The following is a 15030-nucleotide window of genomic DNA, read 5'->3' as shown; positions in this document are numbered from 1 at the left end:
GCCGCCGTCCGGGCAAAGGTGCGCCCGGGACCTGAGCAGGGCAGAATGCGCGCCGTGATTGTGGACTGCGCCATCTACCGGGACGGGCGCCGCACCGACGGCCCCACCGACTTCTCCGACGCGCTCGACGAGGCGCGGGCCGCCGGCGACGCGTTCTTGTGGATCGGTCTGCACGAGCCGACGGAGAAGGAGTTCGAGCTGGTCAGCAGCGAGTTCGGGCTGCATCCGCTGGCGGTGGAGGACGCGCTGGCCGCGCACCAGCGGCCCAAGCTGGAGGTGTACGACGACTCGCTGTTCGCGGTGATAAAGCCGGTCGTGTACGACCACGAGAGCGACACGGTCAGCGCGGACGAACTGATGGTCTTCATAGGCGACTCGTTCGTCGTGACGGTCCGGCACGGCGAGGGCGCGCCGCTCGCCGCCGTGCGCCGCCGGCTGGAGGCGGATGCCGATGTGCTCAAGCACGGGCCCACCGCGGTGCTGTACGCGATCAGTGACGCGATCGTGGACCACTACATAGATGTCGCGGGCGAGCTCCAGGTCGACCTGGAGGAGCTGGAGACCGAGGTCTTCGCCCCGGCCGCCACCGGCGACTCCAAGAACACCGCGGCCCGCATCTACACCTTCAAGCGCCAGGTGCTGGAGTTCCGCAGGGCGACCGTCCCGCTGACCGCCCCGATGGCCCGGCTGGCGAGCGCGGGGGTGCCCTTCGTGTACGAACAGTCGCAGCCGTTCTTCCGGGACGTCCAGGACCACCTGACACGCGCCAACGAGCAGGTGGAGGGCCTCGACCGGCTGCTCTCGGACATCCTGTCCGCGCATCTCGCGCAGATGGGCGTGCGGCAGAACGACGACATGCGCAAGATCTCGGCCTGGGCGGCGATGGCGGCGGTCCCGACCATGGTCGCGGGGATCTACGGGATGAACTTCGAGCACATGCCGGAGCTGCGCTGGGTCTGGGCCTATCCGGCGGTGATCCTGCTGATGGCGGGCGTGGTCCTCGGCCTGTACCGCCAGTTCAAGCGGCGCGGCTGGCTCTGACCCGGGCCCGCCGGCTCAGCCGTACTCGGGCGCGGGTACGGCCGGGCCGCCCAACGCGTCGCGCCGCTCGGGCGGCGCGAGGCTGACCATGCGCCGCCAGCCCACCAGGCGCTCGTACGCGTAGACGGCGTGGATGCCCGCCGCCAGGGCCGCGGCCTTGGCCCTCGGCCAGCCCAGGATGCGGCCCATGTGGTCCATCACGGCGAGGCTGACGTCGCGGTAGACCCGGATCTCACCGAGTGCGCACTCGCGCAGGACGCTCTGGATCGTGCGGCCGTGTCCGGACCGGGCCAAGCGCAGCAGTTCCTCGTGGCAGTAGGCGAGGTGGTTGTCCTCGTCGTTCGAGATCATCCTGACCGCGCGGCCCAGGTCGGGGTGGTCAGCGAAGTACTTCCGCAGCAGCCGCATCTGCTCGGAGGCGCGCTGTTCGGTCACCCGGCTGTGCGCGAGGTAGGTGATGATGTCGCGCTCGGCGAGCGGTTCGTCACGTTCCAGCTGCTCGTGGGCGAGACCGATGCCGTACTTCTCCAGGAGCATCGTGTAGTCGGTCTCGTGGGGGACCTCGACGGGCGACAGACCGCGCTTCCTCAGGAGGGCGTCGAAGATCCGGCCGTGCTTGTCCTCGTCGGCGCCGTGCCGGGCGATCTTGGGGGCCAGGGCGCGCTGGCTCGCGGGCACCAGGGCGGCGATGCGGCCGTTCTCCCAGCCGCCCTGGGACTCCCCGCCGGCGGCGATGGAGCAGAACAGCCGGAACGACTCGTCGTCGTCGAGAATCTCCTGGAACAGGTTCTTTGCCGAGAGCATCACTGCCACCTCCGTGCCGGCATCCGCCGAGCGACAGTCAAATGCGCCCGGCCCCGGCGGGCAACAGGAAGGCCCCCGCACCAGGGCCTGTCGTCGGACTGCCGTCTGCCGCGCGGCGCCATGCACGCACCCTCGCCGCACCGGCCCCGGACCCCAGTACCTCCAGCACAGGGGCCTGGGGCCGGCACGCAGAGAGCACGCGCCCGGCACCGCGCGGCCGCCCTCCGGGCGACGACGGCAGTCCGGCGACAGGCCCTGGGCCGAACGTGCGCCCGGCGGCGGGCCCGTCACCGCTCCGGTGAACCGTTTCCGCACGGGCCCCGTAACCCAACCGTCCCGGCCGCGTTGTTCCGCGTGACGGCCGTGGCGGGGAGCCCCCGAGCCCCCACCACGGCCGTAGTGCCGCCCCGGTGCGGGCTCCCGGGCTACGCGAGCCCGGAGCTCTCCAGCGCGTCCGTGCCGGCCCGCAGTGCGGCGATCCGCTCGTCGAGCGTGAAGCCGGCCGGAGCCAGGGTCAGCGTGGTGACGCCCGCGGCCGCGTAGGCCTGCATCCGGTCGGCGATCCGCTCCACCGGGCCGAGCAGCGTGGTCTGGTCGATCAGCTGGTGGGGTACCGCGGCGGCGGCACCGCTCTTGTCGCCGGACAGGTACTTGTCCTGGATCTCGGCGGCCTCCTTCTCGTACCCCATGCGCTGGGCGAGCTGGTTGTAGAAGTTCTGCTTGCGGCTGCCCATGCCGCCGACGTACAGCGCGGTGTACGGCCGGAACATGTCGGCGAGGCCGTTGACGTCGTCGCCGACCGCGAGCGGCAGGGTCGGGCAGACGTCGAAGCCCTCCATGGTCTTGCCGGCCTTCTCCCGGCCGGCCCGCAGGTGCTTGACCGCGGTCTCCTCCAGGTGGTCCGCGGAGGGGAAGATCAGCAGCGCCCCGTCGGCGATCTCGCCGGTCTGCTCCAGGTTCTTCGGACCGATCGCGGCGATGTACAGCGGGATGTGCTCGCGCTGCGGGTGCACGGTGAGCTTGATCGGCTTGCCCGGTCCGTCCGGCAGCGGGAGCGTCCAGTGCTGTCCCTCGTACGAGAGCCGCTCGCGGGTCATCGCCTTGCGGACGATCTCGACGTACTCCCGGGTGCGGGCCAGCGGCTTGTCGAACTTGACCCCGTACCAGCCCTCGGAGACCTGCGGTCCCGACACCCCGAGGCCGAGGCGGAACCGGCCGCCGGAGAGCGAGTCGAGGGTGGCGGCGGTCATCGCCGTCATGGCGGGCTGGCGGGCCGGGATCTGCATGATCGCGGAGCCGACGTCGATGGACTCGGTCTGCGCGGCCACCCAGGTCAGCACGGTCGGGGCGTCGGAGCCGTAGGCCTCGGCCGCCCAGCAGACGTCGTAGCCGAGCCGGTCGGCCTCCTGCGCGACGGCGAGGTTGTCCCCGTCCATACCCGCGCCCCAGTAACCGAGATTGATGCCGAGCCGCATAGCCGCTCCCCTTACTGATCAGTAACGTCCCTGTGCTCCGGACTCTAGCGCGCGGGAACACGATCCGGCAGGGGTGACCCGGGGCCCGGTTGTCCACAGCCCTGCGACGGGTTCGGGCGCGGCCAGTAATCTCAGCGCCCATGGAACAGAGGCATCTGGGCCGCACCGGCCTTCGAGTGTCCCGGATCGGGCTCGGCACCCTCACCTGGGGCCGGGACACCGACGAGCACGACGCTGCCGAGCAGCTGAAGGCCTTCTGGGAGGTGGGCGGCACCCTGGTCGACACGGCGGACGTGTACGGCGGCGGCGAGTCCGAGTACCTGCTGGGGCGCCTCGTCGAGGGCCTGGTACCTCGCGGTGATCTGGTCATCGCGACCAAGGCCGGCAGCGTGCCCGACCCGTACCGCAGGTTCGACGGCTCGCGCGGGCATCTGCTCGCCGCCCTCGACGCCTCACTGGCCCGGCTGGGCACGGACTACGTGGACCTGTGGCAGGTGCACGCCTTCGACCCGGTGACGCCGCTGGACGAGACGCTCCAGGCGCTGGACCTGGCGGTGTCCAGCGGGCGCGCCCGCTACGCGGGGGTGTCGAACTTCTGCGGCTGGCAGCTGGCCAAGGCCGCGACCTGGCAGCTGGCCGCACCGGGCGTGCGGACCCGCCTCGCCAGTACGCAGATGGAGTACTCGCTGCTGCAACGCGGCGTGGAGCGCGAGGTGTTGCCGGCTGCGCTCGACCTCGGGGTGGGGCTGCTGCCGTCCTCGCCGCTGGGCCGGGGCGTGCTGACCGCCAAGTACCGCACCGGCACCCCGGCGGACTCGCGCGGCGCCTCGGAGCTGCTGGCCCCGTTCGTCGAGCCGTATCTCGACGACCCCGCGAGCCGCATCGTGGACGCGGTGGCGACCGCCGCCGACGGGCTGGCAACGACACCGCTCCAGGTGGCGCTCGCCTGGGTGCGGGACCGGCCGGGCGTGGTGGCCCCGATCGTCGGCGCGCGCAACGCGCACCAGCTCGCGGAGGCTTTGTCAGTGGAGACGCTTAGTCTTCCTGACGAGATCTGCCGCGCGCTCGACGATGTGTCGGCGCCCGTGCACCGCTATCCCGACCAGGACTGGAGCACGCTGTGACTGCGCTTCCCCGGGGGGAATCCCCCGGCCCCTCGGCAACCGACGACGACGTCGTCGCGGACGCCCCCGCGCCCGTCCCGGCCGAGGAGGCCACCGCAGGGACCGACGAAGCGGCCGAAGAGGCGACCGGAGAGGCGGCTGACGAGCCGGCCGGCGACACGACGGACGACAGCGGCGCCGACCCGGAGGCCGACGGGAGCGCCGACGGTGACACCGCCGCCGCCCCGGCCCTCTCCGAGGCCGAGACCGAGCTGGCCGCCCAGCGCGAGCTGCTGGAGCGGATCGAGAAGCGCAAGGCCGAGAAGGACGGCCCCATCCCCGCCGGTACGAAGCTGAGCGGCCCGGCCGCCGACCTGCTGGCTGCCGTGCGCGCCGTGGAGAGCGGCGAGAAGCCCGGAGCCGCGTTCTTCGACTCCCCCGCGCCTGCCGCCCCCCGCCGGACCGTCCCCGCCCCGGCCCGGGAGCGGGCCCCCGAGCCCGTCAGCGCGCCCCAGGGGGCCGCTCCCGAGGCCATCGCGGCCGTGGCCGCCGTGCTGGCCGCCGGCGGCGCCCCCGGGAGCCTGGCCGCCCCGGCGGCCGGCACGCTCGGCACACACGCGGCCGAAGCCCTGCGCGACGACCCCTGGCAGCTGCTCTCCCTCCCCGGCGTCGGACCCGAGCAGGCCGACGGCTTCGCACGGGCGCTGCTGGGCGCGGAGTGCGGTCCGGACGACGAGCGGCGCACCGCGGCCCTGATCGGCTGGCTGCTGGAGCGCGCGGCGCTGCAGGGCCACACCGCGCTGGACGCGGCGGAGGTACGGGCCGCGCTCGTCGGACGGGCGGTGACCGACCCCGTGGCCGCCGTGCTGCACGCCGTCTCCGAGGGTGTCGCCCTGGTCTTCCACGACGGCCCGGAGGACGAGGGAGACGAGGACGAGGAGGCCGCGGAGCCGGCCGAGGGCCGCGAGGCGGGCCCCGAGACCGACGGGGCCCCGCAGGAGCCGGCACAGGTGCTGCTGGGCCTGGACCGCTACGCCCTGGCCGAGGAGAGCCTCGCAGACGGGCTGGCCCGGCTGGTGAACGCCTGCGAGAAGGACGCCGACTGGTCGCAGGCCGCCTCGTCGGCGCCCTCGCCCTCGGCCGCCGAGCTGATCCGTGCCGCCTCGGCCCACGGGCTCGTCGCGCACACCGGCGGCGAGGCGGCCAGGGCCGAGCCCGCCGCGCTGATCGCCGCGGCGGCGGGCCTCGGCCTGCGGGCCCTGGGTGCCGCCCACAGCGTGGACGGCGCCCGGCGGCTGGCCGAGGCGGTGGGCGACGCGTCGGCGGCCGTCACGCTGGCCGGGCTGCTCGCCGGTACCGAGGGCCCCGGACGAGACGAGGAGGGGGCGCTCGCCGTCGACCTGCTCGTCGTGCTGGACGCCCCGCAGGTCGACGTCGAGACCGGCGCGATGCTGGTGGAGGCCCTCGCGGACGGGACGCGTCTGGTGCTCAGCGGCGATCCGGGGGTGCTGGGGTCGGCGGGCGCGGGCCGGGTGTTCGCCGATGTGCTGGCCGCCGGCGCGTGCCCGCAGATCGTCTCCCGTACGCCGGATCCCGGTCCGATCGGCGAGCTGGTCTCCGGCATCGGCATCGGGGAGCTGAACCAGGTGGCGGCGCCGGGCCGCGAAGTGGTGATCGTGCCCGTGCGTGACGCGGGCGAGGCGGTGCACCGCACGGTGCAGCTGGTGGCCGACTCGGTGCCGCGCGCGATCGGCGTGCCGTCGTCCGACACCCAGGTGATCACCGTGGGGCACGGCGGCTCGGCGGGCACCCGGGCACTGAACGAGGCGCTCAAGCAGCGGCTCAACCCCGGCCCCGGCCGGTTCGGCGGTTTCGACCCCGGTGACCGGGTCGCCCATGTCCCCGCACCGGGCAGGACGGTTCCCGGCGTGGTCGTCTCGGCCGACGCCGAGGGCCTGCACCTGGACTGTGCGGGTACTCCGGTCGTCGTGCCGCAGGAGCGGGTGGAGGCGTCCGTGCGCCACGCCTGGGCGCTCAGCGCCCACCAGGCGGCCGGGATGCGGTGGCCCGCGGTGGTCGTCGTACTCCCGGGTGACGCGGCGCAGGGGCTCAGCCGCCCCTGGGTCTACACCGCCTTCAGCAGGGGTGAGCGGCACCTGTCGGTGGTGCACGGAGTGGACCAGGCGCTGCCGCACGCGGTCGCCCAGTCCCCCGCGCAGGACCGCACGACCCGGCTGCGCACCCTGCTGGAAGCCTCCGACGGGTGAGACCCGGTGCGGGGCCGGGCGGGCGCGTGACGCGCCCGCCCGGCCCCGCACCACGGGACGGACCGGTCAGGAGCCTTCCCGCGCCAGCCCGCCGAGTTCCCCGCCCAGCTCGCCGTCCAGCTCGTCCTCGTCGAAGACGGCACTGACGTCGAAGCGGCAGACCACCAGCTGCGGGTCCGCGTCCTCGAAGGGCGCACCCAGCCATTCCCCCGGTTCCGGCAGCTCCTCCGCCGCCGCGACCCAGAGGGTCGAGTCGCCCTCTTCGAGCCCGAATTCCGTGTGCCGGGACGCGATCTCGTCCGCCTCGTACTCCCCGAAGAGCACCCCCAGGGCCGCGTGGACGCTGCTGCCGGCGGCTGCCGCATCCCCGTTGTCGCGGGCGTCCGGGTCCAGGTCGGCCAGGCGCTGTGCCTGGGCGAGCAGCCGCTGGGGCTCCACCACCGCGTAGTCGCGGCGGATCAGCACGCTGAGCGCGTTCGGCTCCTCGGGACCGCTGTAGGGCGGCAGGGAGTCCCCTGCTCCCGGAATCTCGAACGGGGTGACCTCGTCGTGGCGGTCGTAGAGGAGTTCGTCATAGACCTCCGCCGCAGCGGCCAGTGCGTTGAACGCGTCGTAGACAGCGGGGTCGTCGTCCCCGGACCGGCGTTCGACCGCGTCGAGGTGACGGTCGAGCGCGACCTTGACCGCATCGGCGGCGGCGCGTACCTCGGCAGCGGATGGCTGCGCAGCATCAGACATAGAGCAGACGCTATCCGTACCGGGGGTCTGCCCGCACAATAGATGCGATGCCGGAATACGAATTTGTCGACGTGTACGTGCCGCGCGGGGTGTCCCGGAAGGAGACGACCCGCCTGCTGACCGACCATGCCGAGTACGGGCACTGGGAGTTGGACCGACTGACGCTGCGCCTGGACGGCAGCCGCCGGGTGCGGCTGCGGCGACGGATCATCCGCCAGCTGCGGGCCACCTGGTGAAACGGAGCGGGCCCCGCTGCCGCGGGGCCCGCTCCCTTCGCCGTGCCTTCCGGCCGCCAGTGCGTGTTCCGGAAGTACCGTCCGCGTGGCGGCGCTGCTTCCGGAACACGTCCTAGGCGGCGGCCCTGCCGCGGCGGTACAGCACCGTGCCGGCGCCTGCCAGCAGCAGACCCGCACTGGCCGGGATCAGCAGGTCGAGCCCACCCGATCCGGTGTGTGCGAGCTGCGGGGTGCCTTCGGGCATGCTCTGCGGCTCCGGCGCGTTCGGGACGGTGCGGGGGCCGGGCGTCGGCGGTGTCTCGTGGTGGGTGACCGGAGGAGTCACCGGCGGCGTAACCGGAGGGGTGACCTCCGGCGTGCTCTCGTTCTCGCACGAGTTGCCGAAGGTGGGGTTCAGCAGACCGACGATGTCGATGCTGTTCCCGCACGCGTTCACCGGGATGTCGATGGGGGCCTGGACCTGGTTGCCCGACAGCAGACCGGGTGAGCCCTGCGTGTATCCCTGCGCCGTCGCCCCGCCGCCGTTGCCGGTGGGGACGGCGCGGTGCTTGCCGGTGCCCTCCCGCATCCCCCGGCCGCTGTCCTGCGCCGCGTGGCCGCCGCTGGTCCGGCTGCCCGACGCGTGGTTGCCCGACGTACCCGCGGACGATCCGGTCCGGCCTGCGGCCGCACCACCAGAACCGTTTTTGCAGCTGTTCCCGAAGGTCGGATTGATCAGTCCGACCACGCTCACGGAGTTACCGCAAACGTTCACCGGCACCTCGACCGGAATCTGTACCGAATTCCCTGAAAGCACCCCCGGGGAATTCGTTGCGCCGCCGGACGCTCCCGCGTCGGCGTGCGCGTAACCGCCACTGAGCGCGAGCACGCCGCCCGCAGCCGCCATGGTGATCAGGCCTTTACGCGTGACCTGTCGCATAGGTTGTTTCCTGCCTTCTACCTTCCGGAATACCCCCGGACTTGAACGTGCGGGGGCAAAGGACCCGACGGCCTCGGAGCGCATGGCGCGCGCTCCGAGGCCGATCGGGCTCAAACCCTTGCGGGTTGACGCACAACGTCAGGCGTTGACGCAGGTGTTGCCGAAGGCGGGGTTCAGCAGCCCGATCACGGAGATCGTGTTGCCGCACACGTTCACGGGAACGTGGACGGGAACCTGAACGACGTTGCCCGAGAGCACGCCGGGGCTGCCGATCGCGGCACCCTGGGCGCCCGAGTCGGCGACGGCCATTCCGGCACCCGCGAGCACCAGACCACCGGTGACAGCCGCAGCGGCGACGATCTTCTTGATCATTATTCCTCCTAGTTGGCAAATGCGGTCCCAGCCGCGGACCGCATCACCTGTAACGAGGAGAAAGCAATCGGGCTACGAGCAGGAAGCCCCTTTCACTCGTTCCGGTCGATACGTACACACTGGCGAATTGCTCGGTGCCGAGTCAGCTGTTGTCGATGAAACGGTCGAGAACGCGGACGCCGAACTTCAGGCCCTCGACCGGTACCCGCTCGTCCACACCGTGGAACATGCCCGCGAAGTCCAGCTCCGGCGGAAGCTTCAGCGGGGCGAACCCGAAGCAGCGGATTCCGAGGTCGTCGAAGGACTTCGCGTCCGTACCGCCCGAGAGCATGTACGGGACGGCGCGGGCGATCGGGTCCTCCGCCTTGAGCGCGATCTGCATGGCGTCCACCAGGGAGCCGTCGAAATCGGTTTCGAGGGCCTTGTCGCCGTGCACGTCCTCACGCTTGACGCGCGGGCCGAGGATCCGGTCGAGGTCGGCCAGGAACTCCTGCTCGTACCCCGGCAGGAAGCGGCCGTCGACATGCGCGGTGGCCTGCCCCGGGATCACGTTCACCTTGTAGCCGGCGCCCAGCATGGTGGGGGCGGCGGAGTTGCGCAGGGTGGCGCCGACCATCTTGGCGATCCCGCCCAGCTTGGCCAGCGTGGCGTCCATGTCCTCCGGGTCCAGCGGGGTGCCGAGCGCGTCGGACAGCTCGTCCAGGAAGGACCGCACCGTCTTGGTCACCCGCACCGGCCACTTGTGCCGCCCGAGCCGCCCGACCGCCTCGCACAGCTCGGTGATCGCGTTGTCGTCGTTGGTCATCGAACCGTGGCCGGCCGTGCCGTCCACGGTCAGCCGCATCCAGTGCATGCCCTTCTGCGCGGTCTCCACGAGGTAGAGCCGCAGGTTCTCGTTGACCGTGAAGGAGAAGCCGCCGACCTCCCCGATCGCCTCGGTGACGCCCTCGAACAGGTCGGGGTGCTTGTCGACGAGGAACCGGGCCCCGTAGGTGCCGCCCGCCTCCTCGTCCGCGAGGAAGGCGAGCACGATGTCGCGCGGGGGCTTGCGGCCGCTGCGCATCCGCTCGCGCACGACCGCGAGGGTCATCGCGTCCATGTCCTTCATGTCGACCGCGCCCCGGCCCCACACGCAGCCGTCCGCGATCTCCCCCGAGAAGGGGTGGTGCGTCCAGTCGTGGGCGTTCGCCGGGACGACGTCGGTGTGGCCGTGGATCAGCAGCGCGGGCTTGGAGGAGTCCTCGCCCTCGATCCGCGCCACCGTGGAGGCACGGCCCTTGTGGGACTCGAAGATCTGCGGCTCCAGCCCGACCTCCGCGAGCTTCTCCGCCACGTACTCGGCGGCCGCCCGTTCACCCGGCCCCGAATGGTCCCCGTAGTTGCTGGTGTCGATCCGGATCAGATCACGACAGAGGTCCACGACCTCGTTCTCGGCGCTCTCGCCCGAGCCGGTGCGGGCCGCTCTGGTCTCGCTCACGCTGGTTCCTTCCACTGTCGCTGTGGTGCTCCCCCTCATCCTCCCGCGCCCGGCCCCCGCGCCCAAGGCCCCCCACCCCTCGTCATCCGCCCTTCACACAGACCGGGGCGTGATCGAGCACCTCCCAATGTTTGCTATGGTTTTCCACGTCGGAACGGGCCGGGCCCGCGAGACAGACACCTTGTCCGGGTGGCGGAATGGCAGACGCGCTAGCTTGAGGTGCTAGTGCCCTTTATCGGGCGTGGGGGTTCAAGTCCCCCCTCGGACACCAGCAGGGACGTTCACGAGATCGTCCCGAAGCGTTCACGAATTACCGGTCGAGTCATGTGACTCGCCGGTATTTCGTCGTTTCTGGGGCCTTGAGCCTCGTGATCGGCTCGGCGAGGGGGTGAGGCGGTGGCGGTCCAGGTACTGCGCCTCTCACCTGCGGAAACCCCACATGCCTGCGCGACGGCTGGCAGCCGTCGCGCAGGCATGTGGGGTTTTCAGGGGGCGGAGCGCGGCGGAGGTGTGTCACTCGCGTGGCGGAGGCTCGACCTGCTCGGTCGGAAGCGGTCGCGTCTGGGGCGGGTCGGAGGGCTCACCGGGTTGGGTTGCGGTGCTCTGCGTGCTGGCTTTGCGGGGCTGGATGCCCTGGTCGCGGAGGAACCGTCGGATGGCTCTGAGGTTCGCCACGAAGATGATGACGGCATTGAGCAGGGTCTGTGCGACGCGTCCGTGCGGCAGGCGGAGCTGGGGATTGTCGATGCTGTCGAGGGCGGACTTCTTGAGGTTGCCGTTGCCGCCCTCGTTCTGACTGCGCAGTCCGGACCAGGCTTCCTGCCACAGAGGGGTGAACAGGGGGTACTTCTGCCGCCACTTGGCCAGCACGGCGCCCGGGACGGTGATGCTCTTCCCCCTGCAGATGTCGGGGCGGACGGGGGTGTCCCGCTTGGGCCTGGGGATGGTGGGCAGGGCTGCCGGGGTACGGACAGTGGGGGCGTCGAGGTCGACGACGGTGGACGGGCGTGGCCGGGGCCGGCGGTAGCAGGTGACCGTGGCGTGCGGCCCGAGGGCGGGGCACTGTCGACGCTGGTCCCCTGCGGGCCCGTACTCCTTGATCTTGGTCTGGTAGTCCTTCCGGGACTGGATCAGGTTGAATGCGTGGGCGCGATCCTCGTCCGTGCGGCTGTCGATGTATGTGGCGCCCGCAGTGATGAGCGGGGTGGGCATCAGCGGGCAGTAGAACTCGCCGCCGACCAGCTGCATGCCGCGGAATTCTCCCTGCCGGTCGACCTTGTCGTCGTTGTAGTGCTTCACCGCGTTGAGGCCGAGTTTGAGCAGCTGCAGATGCAGGTTGTGAGGCTTGGCCTGGGTAATGCCCCGGTCGGCGCAGAAAAGGTCTTTGACCAGGCCTCGTTCGAAAGCCGGCTGGATGGCGCGCAGGGCGGCCGGGCCGGGTTCGGTGCCCGGGGTATGAAGGATCATGCCGAGGCAGACCGCCGGGTAGGTGCCAGCGAGGTCGCCATGGCCATGGCCTGGGAACGCGGCCATCATGGCGTAGCGGAACTCTCTCTTCTCGGGCGCTTTGGCCTTCTTCTCCTGTCCCGACTTGGTCTTGCGAGTCGCTGGCTTGTTCGCCGTGCCGCGCCGGGTGCCAGTGTTCGTGGAGGCCGCAGCTTTGCCGATACGCCCCGACTTCCTCTGCGTGCCTCCCTTCACGTACATCCCGGCGGTGATCTCAAGCGAGGCCCGGTCCTGGTGGTAGTCCGGCTCTTTGCCCCAGACCGGAACCGGAGTGTCATCGACCGCGATGTGGCCAGGCCACCGAGCGAAGTCGCCGCGCCGGTAGGACGCCATCACCGGAGCGAGAACCAGATCCTGGGCGATGGCCTCCAGATTGCGCACGGTGTCCTCGTTGGCGCGGGCATTCCACTTCCGTCGGATTTTCTTGGCCTCGCTGAGCGACAGCCGCTTGCGGCGGTCATGCGGTGCAGGGTCGAGGCGCCGAGTCATCGAGGCCCAGGACCGGTAGACGCGCTTCGACGTCGCGTACTGGTGGTGCGCGACGCGGTCGATTTCTTCTCGTGTTGCGCCCTCGCGGATGTGCAGATCGACGTCGGGGACGTCAAGGAGGGCTTTGGACCCTGGAGACAGGGCGAAGAAGAGCGTCTCCCACGCATCGTCGATGTTCGCGCTCTTGCCCATGTACTGCGACAGAATCAGGCCGATCAGCACTGTGCGGAAAGGGAAGCCCTTCGGGCCTGGCCGGTGCTCGTTGGAGGGAAGGCGTTCCAGTACTCCGCTGTGGCGCACGAGGTCGAAGACCTGCCTCACGATGCGGTCGCTGAGGGTACGGCCCGGGGCCTGCGGTGCAGGGCGTAGGGCGAGGCCGGTACGCCGGCAGGGTTTGCCCTCTGGGTTCTTCCTGCTCATGCCGCCGCCCCCCGCAACAGATCGGATGCCTCCGCTTCGGACACGTCGTGGAGGAAGACGAGGTAGCGCGAGAGGCTGTGCAGGGTCCCGAGTCCCGACGCTTTGAGGATCACCTTCAGCGGAATACCTGCACTCAGCAGTTCGACGAGCCAGGTCGTACGCAGTCGCTGGGTCTGCAGCACTGCACCGTCACAACGGCCGACAATCCGCGGGTACCTGGCCAGCCAGTCCGATGCGATGTGCTTGCTGGTGCGGTCCTGCCAGTCCGGCCGGAAGGCGTACGCGTCTGCCGGGATGTGGGCGGCTTCCGCCAGCAGCAGTTCCTCGTAGGCGTACCGGCATACGACAGTGCGCGGACGGCGCCCGTGAACCTTGACCAGGGCCCGGCCGGTAGGGCCCGCGAGGATATCCCGCCCCTGAACGTACACAAGATCCTCAACGGCGAGCCCGCAGCCAACGCCGAGACAGAACAACAGGCAGGCGTTGCGCCGCTGGGCCGGGGTGGGCAGGCTCTGCGCCCAGATCAGCCAGTAGGCGATTTCCGCCGGCGGGTAGGGGGTCACTGGGGCGGCGGTGGCCTTCAGCCGGATCGGCGGATGCTGTCCGAGCTGGTCCAACAGGAGCGCTTCGGAGGCCCGGCGCAGCTGGCTGCTGCAGGTTCGGCGACTGTTGGCGCCCATGCCGCGGCATCCGACGAGGATGAACCGTTCGACTGTGCTCTGGTCAAGGATCACCGAGGGTTCGAGCGGGAGGCCCTGGGCCTCGACCCAGGCGACCAGCCGTGTGAGCGGCGTCATGATCACGTCTGGGCCGTAGGGTCCCGCTGCGACGGCCAGGAATCCCAGCGAGCGGACGACCGGCGCGATGCGGCGCCACTGGGCGGGCCGCACCGTCTCCGCCTTCGGTGCGTAGGCCAGCAGGCGATTCGACACAGCGACCTCCAGGCGCAAGGCCCATGACAGGCGGCCGGTTAACCGGCCACTGGTGTCAGTGTCGATCACGATCTGAAGGAACGCATCTTTATGACCGGAGGCCGAGCGCGCACAGCGCCGCCATGGAGCTACGCCGTCGATCCGGAGGAGTGGCCGGATGCCCGGATCGCCGGGGAGCCCGCCGCGGCGGTCGTCCAGACGATCGCCCGCCGACTCGCCGCCGCCCTCAGCGAGAGGCCGGAGCTTTCGCTGCGTGCACTGGCCACCCAGAGCAACGTCGGCAGACAGACCATCGGTGATCTGCTGGCGGGAGCCACCTGGCCGGATGTCCTGACGGTCTGTCGACTGGAGCGCGCCCTGGGCCTGGCGCTCTGGCCCGGATCGAATGCGACTCAATGTGCTCATGACTGATCCCCAGTTGCCTTTGTGAGGTCAGTCGTGCACGTTCAAGGGCGGGATGACGCAGACGCCCTATAGCGCCACCCGTGGGAGCGCTAGAGTGAACGTGCGCGACGGACCGGAACCCTGCTAGGAGAAGCGTCCGTTCGCGTGTTTGGCGGCCTCCCTCGACCGCTAATCGAGGGAGGCCTGCTTGTTGGGTTAGGTCGTTCTCGGGTGGATCAAGCAGCTTGGGATGACAGCACAGCCCGGAACATTCCGGGTGCTACGTTTTCCACCTCGCCAAGTTGCTTCATGCGGTTGAGGGTTTTTCCTACGGATGAGCGGACCGTCGCGTCCGCTCCCGGGCGCACCGCCGCCGCGATATCGGTGATGGACATTGCCTCTTGAGCGGCACACAGGAGTGTGAGGATCGCATCGCGCATGCTTCCGTTACGCGGTGGCCCCAGGGTCCGAGTGCCAATCCCCGGGCGCGCATCTTCGGACGAAGGATCCTCGTCGGCGACAGAAACTTCAGACGGACCCTCCCGGGAAGGCTGGGCGGTTTCCGCCGCGTCCTCGCCAGTGTCCTGCGGCTCTTCGCGGACATCGGTGGATTCGGCGCCCTGGCACATCATCGCGTACACGGCTTCCAACGTCGCCAACTCGCCGCGCAGTGAAGTGATCAGCTCCTTCACGGCATGCCGGGCCTGGCCGATATAGACACCCTTGTCTGACACAGGTGTGCTGGTCCGGTATCCCGCCATAGCGAACTCCTAAGGAAGGTCGCTGCCAGTGTAGGGACGGCGCACTGTGGCACGCACGCAGTTCCTGTGAGGCGCTATCAAACGGTCAGCAGTGCGCTCAAGCACG

The 15030-nt window shown here is 70.6% G+C and carries 14 protein-coding genes and 1 tRNA gene; 6 read left to right on the top strand and 9 right to left on the bottom strand.

The window, feature by feature from the left end; translation table 11 throughout:
* The first annotated feature begins 45 nt into the window (after positions 1–45).
* Positions 46–1041 (top strand): magnesium/cobalt transporter CorA, encoded by a 996-nt coding sequence (gene corA / locus EDD93_RS27180; RefSeq protein WP_123528139.1) that lies wholly within the window; start codon positions 46–48, stop codon positions 1039–1041.
* Between the two features lie 15 nt (positions 1042–1056).
* Here corA and EDD93_RS27175 read toward each other — a convergent pair whose 3' ends face one another.
* Together EDD93_RS27175 and EDD93_RS27165 are read right to left on the bottom strand one after the other, a co-directional pair.
* Positions 1057–1845 (bottom strand): ferritin-like domain-containing protein, encoded by a 789-nt coding sequence (locus tag EDD93_RS27175; protein WP_123528138.1) that lies wholly within the window; start codon positions 1843–1845, stop codon positions 1057–1059.
* A gap of 425 nt (positions 1846–2270) precedes the next feature.
* Positions 2271–3320 carry an LLM class F420-dependent oxidoreductase gene (locus EDD93_RS27165; protein ID WP_123528137.1) on the bottom strand — a complete coding sequence of 350 codons (1050 nt, stop codon included), beginning with the start codon at positions 3318–3320 and terminating at the stop codon, positions 2271–2273.
* Positions 3321–3460: 140 nt separating this feature from the next.
* Between EDD93_RS27165 and EDD93_RS27160 the strand changes: the two genes are divergently transcribed.
* Together EDD93_RS27160 and EDD93_RS27155 are read left to right on the top strand one after the other, a co-directional pair.
* A complete protein-coding gene (locus tag EDD93_RS27160; protein ID WP_123528136.1) occupies positions 3461–4444 on the top strand; it encodes an aldo/keto reductase in 984 nt (327 codons plus the stop codon).
* A complete protein-coding gene (locus EDD93_RS27155) occupies positions 4441–6690 on the top strand; it encodes a helix-hairpin-helix domain-containing protein (protein WP_123528135.1) in 2250 nt (749 codons plus the stop codon). Before EDD93_RS27160 ends, EDD93_RS27155 begins: the two co-directional genes overlap by 4 nt.
* A 66-nt stretch (positions 6691–6756) precedes the next feature.
* Here EDD93_RS27155 and EDD93_RS27150 read toward each other — a convergent pair whose 3' ends face one another.
* Positions 6757–7428 carry a hypothetical protein gene (locus EDD93_RS27150; protein WP_123528134.1) on the bottom strand — a complete coding sequence of 224 codons (672 nt, stop codon included), beginning with the start codon at positions 7426–7428 and terminating at the stop codon, positions 6757–6759.
* Between the two features lie 47 nt (positions 7429–7475).
* On the opposite strand from EDD93_RS27150, the gene EDD93_RS27145 reads away from it, so the two are divergent.
* A complete protein-coding gene (locus EDD93_RS27145) occupies positions 7476–7664 on the top strand; it encodes a DUF5703 family protein (protein ID WP_123528133.1) in 189 nt (62 codons plus the stop codon).
* Between the two features lie 112 nt (positions 7665–7776).
* Here the strand turns inward: EDD93_RS27145 and EDD93_RS40725 are convergent, their stop codons facing one another.
* From EDD93_RS40725 to EDD93_RS27130, 3 genes are all read right to left on the bottom strand, one after another.
* Entirely contained in the window at positions 7777–8583 is an 807-nt protein-coding gene (locus EDD93_RS40725; protein ID WP_123528132.1) for a chaplin, read from the bottom strand.
* A 138-nt stretch (positions 8584–8721) separates the two neighbouring features.
* Positions 8722–8955 carry a chaplin ChpH gene (chpH, locus tag EDD93_RS27135; protein WP_123528131.1) on the bottom strand — a complete coding sequence of 78 codons (234 nt, stop codon included), beginning with the start codon at positions 8953–8955 and terminating at the stop codon, positions 8722–8724.
* A 142-nt stretch (positions 8956–9097) separates the two neighbouring features.
* Complete coding sequence (locus EDD93_RS27130; RefSeq protein WP_123528130.1) at positions 9098–10432, bottom strand: M20/M25/M40 family metallo-hydrolase; 1335 nt, start codon at positions 10430–10432, stop codon at positions 9098–9100.
* 183 nt (positions 10433–10615) lie between these two features.
* On the opposite strand from EDD93_RS27130, the gene EDD93_RS27125 reads away from it, so the two are divergent.
* Positions 10616–10703 (top strand) — tRNA-Leu (locus EDD93_RS27125).
* A gap of 242 nt (positions 10704–10945) precedes the next feature.
* On the opposite strand, the gene EDD93_RS27120 is transcribed toward EDD93_RS27125, so the two are convergent.
* Positions 10946–12847, bottom strand: a complete 1902-nt coding sequence (locus tag EDD93_RS27120) for a hypothetical protein (protein WP_148083909.1) — start codon at positions 12845–12847, stop codon at positions 10946–10948.
* Positions 12844–13848 (bottom strand): hypothetical protein, encoded by a 1005-nt coding sequence (locus tag EDD93_RS27115; RefSeq protein WP_148083908.1) that lies wholly within the window; start codon positions 13846–13848, stop codon positions 12844–12846. Before EDD93_RS27115 ends, EDD93_RS27120 begins: the two co-directional genes overlap by 4 nt.
* 21 nt (positions 13849–13869) lie before the next feature.
* Between EDD93_RS27115 and EDD93_RS27110 the strand changes: the two genes are divergently transcribed.
* A complete protein-coding gene (locus EDD93_RS27110) occupies positions 13870–14190 on the top strand; it encodes a helix-turn-helix transcriptional regulator (RefSeq protein ID WP_123528127.1) in 321 nt (106 codons plus the stop codon).
* Positions 14191–14399: 209 nt separating this feature from the next.
* Here the strand turns inward: EDD93_RS27110 and EDD93_RS27105 are convergent, their stop codons facing one another.
* Positions 14400–14924 (bottom strand): hypothetical protein, encoded by a 525-nt coding sequence (locus EDD93_RS27105; RefSeq protein WP_123528126.1) that lies wholly within the window; start codon positions 14922–14924, stop codon positions 14400–14402.
* Positions 14925–15030: the final 106 nt, after the last annotated feature.

Source organism: Streptomyces sp. 840.1, from assembly GCF_003751445.1.
Classification (GTDB): Bacteria; Actinomycetota; Actinomycetes; order Streptomycetales; family Streptomycetaceae; genus Streptomyces.
This window is presented reverse-complemented; position numbering and strand designations above follow the sequence as displayed.